The organism is Mesorhizobium sp. WSM4846 (assembly GCF_055811415.1).
In genome coordinates this window covers 188,314-200,620 of record NZ_JBVVPZ010000005.1, presented here as the reverse complement: position 1 = coordinate 200,620, position 12,307 = coordinate 188,314, and the positions used below count along the sequence as shown (strand labels likewise).

Here is a 12,307-nt window from a genome sequence, read left to right as displayed (position 1 = left end):
TCACAGCCTCTTTTCGACCAGCACCTCGACGCGGCGGTTCAAGGCCCGTCCCGCGCGGGTGCTGTCGTCGGCCACTGGATCGGTAGCTGCACGTCCTTCGAAGCGAATGCGGTCCTGCGGCACACCGTTCTGGACCAGCATCTCGGTAATGGTTGCTGCGCGCGCTTCCGACAGCCGCTGGTTGGTGGAAAGCGGATTGGACCGTTGCAAGGGAATACTGTCGGTATGGCCGACCACGGTGATGTTGCCGATCAGTTCCTGATTGACGAGGATCACTTTGGCGATTGAACCGATCAGCGGTTCGAAGCCTTCCGTCAGTGTCGGCCGCGACGACTGGAACAGTTCGGGGTTGGAGGCCTGGATGATCAGCCTGGCCAGCGAAACGCTCTCGGTGCCGCTGAGCGCAGCCCTCAGATTGGCCGGCGCTCCGGCCTGAAACTCCGGCACCAGCGCGAAATCCACGGCCTCCGGCGGCGGCGCGTCGACCTGTGGCGACGTCCGGCTGATCTCGCCGCGGGTCGGCGGCGGCAAAGCACGAACCAGCGTCGAAAGCTCGACCGCCTGACTGCTCAGTCCCATCGACAGCCCGAGATAGATTGCCGTGGCGAGAACCGCCGCGCCGAGCCCCATCACCCAGATCGGCACGATGAAGCGTTGCGGCTCGTCGGATGCGATCACGCCTTTCCAGTTCGGCGACAGCGGCGCGCCGTCGGCATCGGCATCGCGCAGAAAGCGCGCCGCAGCAACGCGAACCGCATTGAGCGAGCGGTCGCCCGACCGCCCTGGAACACGATATTTGCCGCGGAAGCCGAGCGCCAGGCAATGATATTGCAGTTCGAGCAATTCGCGATCCCGGTTCGGATGCCGCTCCAGTTCGTCGAGACGCGTGAAGAACTGCGTGCCGGCATCGACATCGCCTCGCAGCATCACCACAAGCGGCTGGCGCGGCCATGCGCTGGCGCCGCCCCATGGCGTGTTCAGGGCCAGGTCATCGAGCAACGCCGCCACCACCCAGGCTGCCTGGTCGGCGCGCTCCAGAGAGGACCCCGCCGCCATTGCCGCGTCACGCGCCCGCACCAGTTCATCGAGCAACCGGGTGCGCAACGCTTCCGGGTTTTCCGGCGGCAGCGCGCTTTCAAGCTCGGGCGCGAACTCGAGCAGCGGCGCGAATGCGTTGACCAGCGTGTTCGGATGGGTGCGCGACCGTTTGATTGGCACACCCGACAACAGTGGCGTCATCGGTCGCGGCATCGGCGCGCCGGTCAGTCGTATGCGGGTGCGTTCGCGATCCTCCGACAGTCCGAAAGGATCATCCCGGCTCATCATATCACCTGTTTACCGAATAGCAGTCGACCTGCGGCTCGCTCGGCAGCACACCCGACACGCCGATGACGAAGCCGGGGGCATCGAGCAGCGAAGCCCAGTGCTCGCTTTTCTGATCCAGCTCAAGGCACAGCCGATCGCCATCGTAGGGGATTTCGCGGGGCTGGGAATGAAGCGGCTTCAGCGGAATGCCGGGCAGGCGGGATTTCCACAGGCCCTCGAACTGATCGGCCGAACCGACGGTCGCCTGGTTGACGAAAATCTTGCGCAAGGCGTCTTCCGACAGCTCGGAGCCGACCCGGATGACGATCCGGCTGGCCACCAGCAGCTTCGGGTTGTCGATGCGGATTTTCCAGACATTGGTCGAATGCCGCATGACCGGCAGTGCGCGCGATTTGGGCTCGATGTAGCGCAGGCTCAGGATGAGCGAGCGCAAGGCGTCGGCCAGCGCCGAATAGGCAGGGCCAGGCGCCATGTGATCGTAGGCGGGCAACTCGCTCAGCCGTCGCGCGCTCGACCCATAGGTCGCCATTGAACCGGCAAGACCGGCAAGCTCCAGGTAAAGCTCGGCCGGATGGAAAACATCCTGAGCCAGCATGTGGGCCAACCGCGGACGCGCCGCATTAGCGAGATTGAGCATCAGCAGGTCTTCGACGCTGCGCCCTGGTCCGCCCATGACCATCTTGCCATGCGCCTCGGCGATCTGGTCGAGGCCGGTGACAACTTCCAGAAGCAGCTGCCGGTACCAGGCCACCGCTCCGGTGACCAGTGTCGGCGGCAGGAACGTTTCGTCCAGCGAGACGCCGCCATCGGCGCGAACCCCTTTGATATCGGCTATCGGCAGGGCAGTGTAGCCGCCAACCGATTTTCCCGGTGCAATCAGCAGCGCCTGGGGGCGGGCGATTTCGATTTCTTCAGGATCCGAACCGCCCTGGACGGCGTCATGCACCGAAACGATCCGCCCATGATAGCGTGCGCCTGTCGATGCGGCGTGCGCCGGATCGAAGCCGACACCGCCGGCAGGCTCGAGCGGCAGGGCGACCAGCACCGGTCCGGCGCCGGTATCGGCGGTGACCGGCAGCGGTCGTGGCGCGTCCATCAGGTCCGGGATGGAGAAGGGGGTTCCATCCGGAAAGATGCCCCGGGCCGACAGGATCGAGACCTGGCCGGCATCGAGCATCGCCTGGTCCAGCGTCAGCTGCTGAAAGCCGAACGTATGCAGCTGCCCGGCCTGCAACGCGCCGCGCACGGTCGCCTCGAAAAAGCGATCCTGCTGCTGAAAATGCTGGGTCCGGAGAAACAGGCCTTCGGACCACAGCACCCTGTTTGCATCGCTCATGCCGCTACTTCCTGCATCGAGCACCCCTTGCCTTGGCCGCTAGGCGGAGATGCCGCCGCTGCCAAGCGTGACGTTGACGGTAACTGTTGATCCCGACGACACCGACTTGGTTGTACGCCAGGTCCGGCCGCCGGGCTCGCGAATGAGGGCAACGAAGCCCAGCGCAGCCGCGTCCGGCTCGACCGTGATGGTTTTGGATGCGGTCTTTCCAGGCCCGACGGAGATCTGGTCGGATCCGATGAGATCGCCTGCGAGTGCGGAGCCGGCATCTCCCTGCAGTGCGAAATAATCGGCCGAATTGAATTTGCCGGTGCTGCGCAGCCGCATCACCAGGACCGTCACCGGCCGGTCGCCGCCGCCTGGTCCCGGGTTCATGCCGGCCGCGCCGGTCAGGTTGACGGTCACCGCGGATGGTTTTGGCGGACCGCTCTGGCAAGCAGCAAGCAGCCCGGTTGCGCCCAGGGCAACGACAAATTCGCGGCGATCGATCATTTTTTCACTCCTCCTCATATGCATCCCGAAAATCAGCGCCGATTTCGCCCAAAAAGCTCGATTCCGCACTCTGGGCGATGTCACGATGGCGTTTCTGGTAAAGCTCCCACAGCCTGGCGCGGCGTCCGCCCGAAAGCACGGTGCCGATCGCGGAACTCGATTTGAGCTCTTCCTCGATCGCTGCCGGGTCAAAACGGTCAATCATTCGCCGCAAGGCGGACTGCACGCCTCGCCAGGCGCGCACATGATGTTGCGCGAGATCGCGGACCGCGTCGGCGATCGCCGCTTCACCGGCCAGAAATCCGGGGCTGCGCTCCGCGATGAGAGTCACGATGGCATCGTCGACCGTCGGCAGAAACTTGAGCGGATTGACTTCAGAGGCCCCGACCACCGTCTGGGCGACGCGAGCGTTGCCTTTTTCCTCGGCCCGCTTGCGCAGCAGCTGCATCAGGCCTTCCATCATCAGCCGATACTCGCGACCGAACTTCTCCATTTCCGCGATGCTGTCGCGTCCGGGAAACTCGGCTTCCTCGACACCCATGCCTCGCAGGAACGCGCTGCGAAGGGCCATGTTCGCCGATTGCGCCGCTACCGGCGAGGGAGCGGGTCTGGGGGCAAAGCCAGCACGTGGCGGAGAAGGGACAGCTGCCACGGGGCCAGGCAAATCCCAGGGATTGGCCGGCTGCGGCTCTGGGGCGACGTGTTTGCGTTGACCGGCCGAGCCGGCGCCGTTTCTCAAATCGGGCGAAGCGGCCGGCCCGAAACCGAAACCGTCATCGAATTCGGAGGACTTTCTCGAAACGGGCTGGCTTGGAACGGGCTGGCCTGGAGCGGGCTGGCCTGGAGCGGGCTCGCTCGCACCATAAGGCGCCGGATCGAAGCTGAATGGGTCTGCGGCGTCCGGCGCACCACGCGGTTCGGAATAGCCGGCGCCATTCGGCGCGGGCGTCGATACCGGGTCGAGGCTGAACGGGTCGTCGAAGGCAGGCGAACTGCGCTGGTTGGCGCGCTCGAACGCTCCTGGAACGGGTTGCTCGAATGGGTTCGGCAGGTCGGCGGGACGCGGTCGCCGCGGCTCTTCTTCGACCGTGGCTGAAAAGAAATCATCGCGGCCGATGCTTACAGGCGCTCGCGATGCCGGCGGTGACGTTTCGGCGAACGATTGGCTGGCCGCTGGTGCCTGAGCGACCGACGCCTGCAGATCGACGCATACGATGTAGTCGCCCAGCCTCAGCCGCATGCCGTTCTGAAGACGGACCGACGTGCCGGTGCCGAGCGGGCTGTCGGCCTCGTTTATGAACAAACCGCTGCTTGATGTGTCGGTGACGAAATAGCCATCCGGCCCGCCGGTGATCCTGCAATGGGCGCGTGAAACGAACATGTCGGGATCGTCGATCTGCCAGTCCGCGTCCGCGCTACGGCCGATCACCAGTTCACCCTCGTCCAGCCGGGTCTGCCGTACCGCCTGGGTGCGTGGCCCGTGCTCCAGCGTCAGCAGCAGACTCATACCGCGACCTCCGCCATTTCCGGCCGCCATCCGACGATCGTCCGCAGCCGCATATCGTCAGCATCGCCCCTTTCGGCGGGCCGCGCAAGCCAGGTGGTCCGGCCGAGCTGTACCGCTCCGATACGCGGCGCCGGCACAGCTTCGCGCGCCAGCACGATCCGCAGATCGACGTCGAGCGGTTCCCCGATCATGTCGCGAACCGCCTGCTTGAACATCTTCAGGCGTTGGCCGCCCGGCAGGAACGTCTTGAACTCCTCATAGCCGAGTGGGCCGACGCGGAGCTCGATCCTGCTTTGGCGGCTGAAAACGCGCGGGCCGATCGTCGCCCCGCGACCCAGCACTGCGTAAGCCTGGGTAAGCCGGGTCTGGAGCGTCGCCGGTATGGTCATCCAGGTGGCAACGAACTCCTTAATCGCGACCGGCACCTTGAACGCTTCCGCCAGGAACAGCGTCAGCCGCTCCGGACCGTCGACCTGGCTGGCGAGCGACGCGGCCTGGCGAAGCTTCACGGCGTCGAGATCGGGATTTTGGGTGCCGGGAAGTCCGGTTCCCGCCATGGCTTCAAGCATGGCCCTTACCCGGCCGCCGACCGCGCGTTCGACCTGTACCGCCGGATGCGCGTCGGCCCAGGCTCGATAGTACAGGGCGATCATGCGGTGCTGGAGAATATTGACGAAGTCCACGAACGTCGTGTCGCTGGTCTGCCGTGCGTCAGCGCCGGTGAACCAGCGCTGCGACAGACGATCGAGCACCCAACGTGTCAAATGAAGCGGCATCGGGCCTTCCGGTCCCATCAGCCCGAGATTGGCAACCGTGACCCGGGCCGGCACCCCGTCGTTCCCCGGCGTCTTGTCCTTCGCTTCGCGGAATTCGACCACGTCCTTGGCGGAAAAGCTAAGACGCACATGCTGCCCGAGCCTTGCCGGCTCGCGATCTGCGCGGCCGGAATAGCCGAACAGCCCGCCCCGTTGTTCGAGCCGGCGCAACAGTTCGAAGAAGTCGAACGTATCATCCAGTTCTTCGGCCCGGACCGGGTCGAGCTTGCCTAGATCAGGTAGCGATTGCCGGGCGTCATCGGCCATGGCACATCCTCCTGCTTCTGCAGCAACCGCGTGCGGGTCCGCACAAAGCCGTTTATCCCGGCGTGACGGGCAAACAGCCGGGCAAGCAAGGCTGAAAGCAGCAATGTGCTTTGCCCGGCCAGGACCGACTGGTCCACATGCAATGTCACTTCCGTGCCCCGTCCGAAGCACATCGGCCCATCGATCTGCAGCCGTTCGATGACGGATCGCGAGTCGATGCGAACGATCGAGTGCACGTTGCGAGCCAGGCTCGGATCTCCCCGGTCGGCATAAAGATCGAGCAGCGCATGCAGCGGATCGACACCGCGGCCTTCCTTGGCGAGGCTGAGAAAGTTGAGGGCCAACTGCGCCACGAGCCGCCATGCGAGATTGTCGGCTCGAGATTCGCCTTCGGCGCCGGCGGGCAGCGCGGCCGGGATCGCCGGCTGGGGCGGGCGCAAAGCACCGATAAGCCGGACCGTTTCGACCGGATCGCCTGTCTCCAGCGTCAGGGTAGGGTTGTCGTCGAGGATCGGCAGATCGCGGTTGGTGCAAAGCGCCATGATGTCGAGCCGCTTCAGCGGCCGGTTCGCCGGGCTTCCGGCCGGCCGGGAAACCGAAAGGAAAACGTCGTCTCCGGTGTAGGAAGTGCGGGTCAGTCCGTCGCGCCGTTCATCTTCGGTGGCCCGGCGAGGGCGCCGTTCGGTGGAATAGACCCAGCCATTGCTGCGGTTTTGCCCCAGGCTGAAGAGTTCTGGAATTTCGGCGTCAGGACCCTCGGCATCGGCGTCCTCGACATGGGTCACCCGATAGATTTCGAAGTCGCGCGCCCGCGTGCGGTCGGCATGCAGCACCTGCCGCGTTCTGCGCGGATCGAGCTCGATGACGTTGCAGTCACGCTCGAACAGGTTGATGATCGGTGTCGCGAAAAGTTCGAAATCCGCCGGCGTCACATCGGCAAGCTCGGGTACCGGACGCCGGAACATGAAGATGATCTCGACCCCGGCCTCGCATCGGCGCACGACCGGTTGCAGTCCTGAAACCCGCACGTAGTGAAAGCGCTCGGGCATCATGAAATATTCACGCAGCAGGCGGTAGCCTTCGAATGTCGGCCGGGTACGAGGCATCAACGCCTCGTCGTCGCTGATGCCGACCATTTCGGGTTCCGGCAACCGCGACAGCGGATTGGCCTTGCCCTCGGCGCGTGCGCCAACCGCCGAGCAGGCGCCGAAAATCGCGTCGAACAGCAATGGCGCTTTGGTGCGCCCGGCAAAATAGAAATCAAGCCGGTCGAGCGCCAGTTCGCCGAGCTTGCCTTTTCCGGTCCGACCCAGCGTGATGCGCAGCGCCGCCTCGCCGCCTGCGCCGCCGATCGGTGTTATGCCGGCCGCCGCCAACCCGCTGCGATCCTGGAAATAGCTGACCGAATTGATGGTTATCGGCCACAGCGTGATTTCCTGCGCGGTGGTGAATGTGCAGCGCGTCGACAGGCCGGGTTGCAGACTGGACACCAGCCGCGTGTTCCGCTTGATGACATGGCCGGCAATCATCGACTGGACCTGCTGGCCGGGTTTCAGCACTGCCATTGCCGTAGCCGGGGCCGGGGTAACCAGATCGGGATACAGCACATCCAGCACGCTGCGTGAAAACCGCGAACGCTCGGCGTCGACTTTCAACCGGGTGCGTGCAGCGAGGAAGGCGACGCCGTCAAGCAGCCGCTCGACATACGGATCCGGGCACGGGACGGTATCGAGAGAAAGATTGCGCGCCACCGCCGGATGCATGTCGGCAAATTCCGCCGCGAGTCCGCGGATATGGGTCAGTTCCTCCTCGTAATATTCTACGAAGACCCGATCCATCTCAGCTGTCCCTGAATTCGGTCCGCGCCAGGCCGTTATCGAGATTGATCGTGGTGCGCAGGCGCATGCGTTCCGGCGTCGGCGTCATGATCAGAACGGCGTCTATCTCGATCTTCAGGCCGACACTTTTGTCACCGAGGGTCACCGTTACCTTGGTTGCGCTTTCCTTGAGACGGGGCTCGAAGGTGGCAAGGACCGAGCGGATCTCGCGCGCCAAGGTCTCGCGATCAAAGTCGCGGGACGAACGGCCCGAAAACGACGGCACGCCGTAGTTGACCACACTTCGGCGCACCTCCGGAAAATCGGCCAGCGACGGCGGATTGTCTGCGGCCTGTTCGCTTTCGAAATCGGAAAGAAGCGGAACAGCTTCAAAACGCTCGGTGTTGAACAAGGCCTCGATGTCGCGCCGCACCGCCTCCCTGAGGACGCGGGCCGATACAACCACGCCACGGCTTTCGATCTCGGCGCGGTGTTGGGTCTGAAAGGCCAGGCGGTGCAGACGCCGCTTCTGATCAGGAGTCAGCTCCGCGTCGGCGTCGATCAGCCGTGCGCTGCCCGCCAGCAGCGTGTCCAGCCGGTCCGCGCCCAACTCGTCCTGCAAGGTCTGGCGCAGCCCGTCTATCTCGGAGGTGACGCCCGGCAGGTCGTTGACGAGGCGGTCCCAAAGAGAGGGCTGGACCGCCTCGCGTTTCGCCCGCGAACTGCCGGTAACCTGTAGCTTGTCGGCGCCGGGCCGCCGCGCCTCACTTGCCGACATAGACATCCATTTCGATTTCGTCATCCTTGTCATAGACGAACTTGATCTTCTTGTAGGCGAAGCTGACCTCCTCCTCGATCAGGTCTTCCTCGTCCTCGGCCTGCGACATGTCGTATTCCATGATCGAAGCGTCGGTCAGGGTGACGACCAGATAATCGCTGGTCTCGCCATCGATGGTCCGGCGGGCGGAGAACACAACTTCGTCCAGCGCCTTGTTGTCGAACAGCGCCTTTTTCAGATAGGGCGATGACTTGTCATAATGCTTGGTGAACTTGATCATCCCCAGCGACACGCGACCGCGGCGTGAGAGCGAATTCGGATCGTATGGCGCGATTATCTTGTAATCGACCCCGTGGACTTCGATTTCGTCCTCATGACCGTCGCGAACGCTTGGCCCTTTGATATCCGGAACTTTTAGAAAACCATCAATTTTCACGGGCATTGTCTTCCTCCAGCGCTTTCAAAACAAAACAAGGTGGATGTTGCTGCAAAATCAAGCCTTTACGGACGGTAGTTCTGACACCAGTCGAAGCGAGGCGTTGATGCCCTCCAACTGGTAATGCGGGCGCAGATAGAAGCGGGCGTTGTAGTAGCCCGGCCGCCCCTCGACGCTGTCCACCTGGACTTCAGCGGCGGCAAGCGGGCGCTTGGCGCGCGCCTTGTCGTCGGCAAAGGCCGGGTTGGCCAGCACGTAGCGGTTGATCCACTCGGTCAACCAGATCTGCATGTCGGAGCGCTCCTTGAACGACCCTATCTTGTCGCGCGCAATGGCCTTGAGGTAGTGCGCAAAACGCGAAACCGGGAAAAGATAGGGCAGGTTGGCGCTCAGCCGTTCATTTGACTGGGCGTCGGGATCGACCAGCCGCCCGGCGCGCGTCTCGTCGTCCTGCAGCGAATGCGCACCGATGAAGGCTGCGAGATCGGTGTTCTTGCGGTGCAGAATGGGCATCAGGCCGAGCTTGGCCAGTTCCGCCTCGCGCCGGTCGTCGATGGCAACTTCCGTCGGGCATTTCATCGCGATCGATCCGTCGTCCGTGGGGAAGGAGTGCACCGGCAGGTTGATCACTGTGCCGCCGTTCTCGACTCCGCGGATCTGCGTGCCCCAGCCATAGAGCTTGTGACTGCGGTTTATGTTCACGCCCATCGGGAAGGCGGCGTTCATCCAGACATATTTGTTGTGGTCGCCCTGCACTTCTTCCTCGAAAGTGAAGCCCTTCACCGGAACGGTTTCCGAGCCATACGGCAGTCGCGCCAGAACACGTGGCATGGTCAGGCCGATGTAGCGCGCGTCCTCGCTCTCGCGCAGCGATTGCCACGAGGCATAGGCCGGGTTGGAGACGATCATCTGCAGGTCCTGCGGGTTCGGCAGTTCCTGCCAGCTGTCCATGCGGAACAGCCGCGGGTCGGCGGCTGCGATGAACGGCGTATGCGCGGAGGCACAGATGCCCGAGATGTTGCGCAACAGGCCGACGTCACGCGGATGGTTCGAGAATTCGTAGGCGCCGATCAGGCAGCCGATCGGCTCGCCACCCAGCATCGAATACTCGTCCGTATAGACCTTCTTGAAGATCGGGCTTTGATCCCACATCTGGCCTTCGTAGTCTTCAAGCGTGTCGGCAAGCTGAACCTTGGAAATGTTCATCACCCGGATCTTCAGCTTCTGATCCGTCTCGGTGTTGTTGACGAGATACCATAGGCCGCGCCATGTGCCTTCCATCTCGCGGACTTCCGGCGCATGCAGAATCTCGTTCACCTGGGTAGTCAGCATCTTGTCGATGCCTGCTATCAGCGACTTGATCGATTTGATCGCGTTGGACGAGATGGTCGTGGTATCGGAGCGGGACTGCGCCGCCAGCGCGAGATTACGGACGAGCTGCTGCAGCTTCTCGCTGTCGTCCTTCTTGACCTTGAAATCCTTCTCGAGGAGCCCGCTGAATTCTCCGAGGTCTATGGCTTCCGCCTCAGCGGCGACGGCTGCGGTTTTTTGTTGTTCGGCCATGATTTACTCCTGAACCTTGTCGTCGTCGGATAATGCCTGGTTGGCGATCTTGCCGAGAAGCGGCTCGTTGTTCAGAAGTTGCGCGATGCGCTTTTCGGCGTCGACACGGCCGTCCATGAAACCGAGCAGCTCCTCGAGCTGACGACGCATCTTGAGGATCTCGGCCAATTGCGGGACTTGTTCGGCGATCTTGTCCGGGGCGAAATCGCCCATTTTGGTGAAGGTAAGATCGAGTGCTAGCTCTTCGTCCCGCTCGGCGCCCTCAGCCTGGGGCAGCGTATTCTTCACACGGGCTTTGACGCGCGGCCCGAGCGCCTCCATGAAACGGGGGAAGCGGTTGGCGTCAGTCTCGACAAAGGAGCGGTCCAGTACCGACTTCATCGCTTCCCTGGTCTGTGAAGCGCCGGAGAGGTCGGCCATCACGCCCATGACGAACGGCAATTCGATCGTCGTCGGGCTGCCATAGGTTTCCACGTCATAGGCGATCTGCACGCGCGGAGCGCGGTTCCGTTCGATGACTTTCGCTTTGCTTTCAGCTGCCATGGCTCGTTACCTTTCATCCTTCTGGGCCGTCTTCTTGGCATCGGGAACGCCGGCAAGCAGCCGGAATTCCTTCAGCCCCGACGGGGCGAGATCTTCCATCAGTTCAACGAAATCCATATGCACCATCCGGCGCACCCGGCGGGCCAGGTGCGGGATCGGGCTCGACGGTTCGGTGCGGTCATAAAAGGCGACGACGAGGTCGAGGCATTTCACGACGTCGTCCCGCGAGGAAATCCGTTCCGGCAGCCCCGTGCTCGATTCCGCGTAACTCGCCACACTTGCCATAGTATCTGCTCCATGGCCCTTTGCAGGCATTTGACCGTTTCGAGCAGGCATTTCCGGATCTGCAGTCGTGGGGGCTGGCACGGCCGCGCCGTTCGTCGCCGTTTCGATTGCCGAATTCCGTTCGAGGGTCGACAGCAAACGCTGCAGAAACCGTTTCAATTCCGGAACAGCGGCGCCACCGCCCTGCAGACGGCCGTTGAGAGCCGTCTCGACCGCATCAAGAGCCGTGATCGCCGCATGAGCATCGGCAATGAGCAACATCATCTCCGCATTGGCTTGATCGGCCTGCGCCTTACACCCGCTATGAACCCGGTTCAGCAGTTGACCGTGCGCGCTGGCCAGCGTTGCCTTTTCCGCCGCATTCAATCCCGAAGCCGCTTCCAGAAGCATGACCCGCTCGTCGAGTGCGGCTTGTTCCAGATCGCGTCCGCTGATCGGTCCCATAGGGCGCGGCGCGAAGAAAATCATTCGCCGCAAGTCCGCCAGCAGCCCGTCCTGGCCATTCTGGAGGTCGAGCAGGGCGTTGATGCGTCGCAAGGCGGCGTCGCGTAGTGAAGCACTGGGCCGCAGGGCCGGGTGCATGGTCTCCCAATGCTGATCGAAGCTCCGCGCAACAAGGGTCAGGCCATGTGCGAGCCCGGCGAGCCGCTGCTCATTGGCCAGCGCGCGCGTGACAATGACGAGCAGGCGCAGATCCCGGCCATGCGCACGCAATTCCTCCGCCTTGTCGAGGACGGCAGGCCAGTCGACCGGAATGGTGCTTTGCGACGAGGGCTGGTTGTGGCCGCCATGGACGACCTTGACCTGCGGCTCTGTGAGACGTTCCAGCTCATGAAAGGCTGGATCGTTGCGCAAATCCTCCCCTGACGGATTTTCACCGTCCAGCGGATTCAGCCAGAGTGCGAGATCAAGCACACCATCCCCCAAGCGCGCGGCTCGTGGGCCGTGCCTGACCCAACGTTACCACACTGCGACACTTTACCACAATTTAGTTGATGCTCAATCTTAATACGAGCCTGCAACCGGCGCGCTGGGCTCAAAAGTGCTGGCGGATTTGTCGAACCCTGTCGGTGAACGCATCGCCAACAGGCGCGGCGTTCGATGGCGTTGCAGCCGATGGCGCCGGCGCCTGCCGGGACGGA

General features: G+C 63.3%; 11 protein-coding genes. All 11 read right to left on the bottom strand.

What is annotated here, in order from left to right:
- Genes icmH through AC0L15_RS07390 form a run of 11 tightly spaced genes read right to left on the bottom strand, consistent with a single transcriptional unit; the run spans position 1 to position 12,080 of the window.
- A complete protein-coding gene (gene icmH / locus AC0L15_RS07440; RefSeq protein WP_473496070.1) occupies positions 1-1,323 on the bottom strand; it encodes a type IVB secretion system protein IcmH/DotU in 1,323 nt (440 codons plus the stop codon).
- A 4-nt stretch (positions 1,324-1,327) separates the two neighbouring features.
- Positions 1,328-2,662, bottom strand: a complete 1,335-nt coding sequence (gene tssK, locus AC0L15_RS07435) for a type VI secretion system baseplate subunit TssK (protein WP_287244462.1) — start codon at positions 2,660-2,662, stop codon at positions 1,328-1,330.
- Positions 2,663-2,701: 39 nt separating this feature from the next.
- Complete coding sequence (gene tssJ / locus AC0L15_RS07430) at positions 2,702-3,154, bottom strand: type VI secretion system lipoprotein TssJ (protein ID WP_473496069.1); 453 nt, start codon at positions 3,152-3,154, stop codon at positions 2,702-2,704.
- 4 nt (positions 3,155-3,158) lie between these two features.
- The gene (tagH, locus tag AC0L15_RS07425; RefSeq protein WP_287244459.1) at positions 3,159-4,661 is read right to left on the bottom strand and encodes a type VI secretion system-associated FHA domain protein TagH; all 1,503 of its coding nucleotides are present in this window, start codon (positions 4,659-4,661) and stop codon (positions 3,159-3,161) included.
- On the bottom strand, positions 4,658-5,743 hold the full coding sequence (gene tssG / locus AC0L15_RS07420; RefSeq protein ID WP_473496068.1) for a type VI secretion system baseplate subunit TssG: 1,086 nt from the start codon (positions 5,741-5,743) through the stop codon (positions 4,658-4,660). The genes tagH and tssG overlap by 4 nt, the downstream gene beginning before the upstream one ends.
- Complete coding sequence (tssF, locus tag AC0L15_RS07415; protein WP_023801309.1) at positions 5,707-7,581, bottom strand: type VI secretion system baseplate subunit TssF; 1,875 nt, start codon at positions 7,579-7,581, stop codon at positions 5,707-5,709. The genes tssG and tssF overlap by 37 nt, the downstream gene beginning before the upstream one ends.
- 1 nt (position 7,582) lies before the next feature.
- The gene (gene tssE / locus AC0L15_RS07410) at positions 7,583-8,338 is read right to left on the bottom strand and encodes a type VI secretion system baseplate subunit TssE (protein WP_023801310.1); all 756 of its coding nucleotides are present in this window, start codon (positions 8,336-8,338) and stop codon (positions 7,583-7,585) included.
- On the bottom strand, positions 8,325-8,780 hold the full coding sequence (locus AC0L15_RS07405; RefSeq protein ID WP_023801311.1) for an Hcp family type VI secretion system effector: 456 nt from the start codon (positions 8,778-8,780) through the stop codon (positions 8,325-8,327). Before AC0L15_RS07405 ends, tssE begins: the two co-directional genes overlap by 14 nt.
- Before the next feature lie 51 nt (positions 8,781-8,831).
- Complete coding sequence (gene tssC / locus AC0L15_RS07400) at positions 8,832-10,337, bottom strand: type VI secretion system contractile sheath large subunit (RefSeq protein ID WP_023801312.1); 1,506 nt, start codon at positions 10,335-10,337, stop codon at positions 8,832-8,834.
- A gap of 3 nt (positions 10,338-10,340) precedes the next feature.
- The gene (gene tssB, locus AC0L15_RS07395) at positions 10,341-10,880 is read right to left on the bottom strand and encodes a type VI secretion system contractile sheath small subunit (protein ID WP_023801313.1); all 540 of its coding nucleotides are present in this window, start codon (positions 10,878-10,880) and stop codon (positions 10,341-10,343) included.
- A 6-nt stretch (positions 10,881-10,886) separates the two neighbouring features.
- Positions 10,887-12,080 carry a type VI secretion system protein TssA gene (locus AC0L15_RS07390; protein ID WP_287244454.1) on the bottom strand — a complete coding sequence of 398 codons (1,194 nt, stop codon included), beginning with the start codon at positions 12,078-12,080 and terminating at the stop codon, positions 10,887-10,889.
- Between the last annotated feature and the right edge of the window lie 227 nt (positions 12,081-12,307).

Excerpts from the sequence above, each read along its gene's own strand:
- tagH (WP_287244459.1), bottom strand. The coding sequence starts at position 4,661 with ATGAGTCTGCTGCTGACGCTGGAGCACGGGCCACGCACCCAGGCGGTA.
- tssC (WP_023801312.1), bottom strand. The coding sequence starts at position 10,337 with ATGGCCGAACAACAAAAAACCGCAGCCGTCGCCGCTGAGGCGGAAGCC.
- tssF (WP_023801309.1), bottom strand. The coding sequence starts at position 7,581 with ATGGATCGGGTCTTCGTAGAATATTACGAGGAGGAACTGACCCATATC.
- icmH (WP_473496070.1), bottom strand. The coding sequence starts at position 1,323 with ATGAGCCGGGATGATCCTTTCGGACTGTCGGAGGATCGCGAACGCACC.
- tssJ (WP_473496069.1), bottom strand. The coding sequence starts at position 3,154 with ATGATCGATCGCCGCGAATTTGTCGTTGCCCTGGGCGCAACCGGGCTG.
- AC0L15_RS07405 (WP_023801311.1), bottom strand. The coding sequence starts at position 8,780 with ATGCCCGTGAAAATTGATGGTTTTCTAAAAGTTCCGGATATCAAAGGG.
- tssG (WP_473496068.1), bottom strand. The coding sequence starts at position 5,743 with ATGGCCGATGACGCCCGGCAATCGCTACCTGATCTAGGCAAGCTCGAC.
- tssB (WP_023801313.1), bottom strand. The coding sequence starts at position 10,880 with ATGGCAGCTGAAAGCAAAGCGAAAGTCATCGAACGGAACCGCGCTCCG.
- tssE (WP_023801310.1), bottom strand. The coding sequence starts at position 8,338 with ATGTCGGCAAGTGAGGCGCGGCGGCCCGGCGCCGACAAGCTACAGGTT.
- tssK (WP_287244462.1), bottom strand. The coding sequence starts at position 2,662 with ATGAGCGATGCAAACAGGGTGCTGTGGTCCGAAGGCCTGTTTCTCCGG.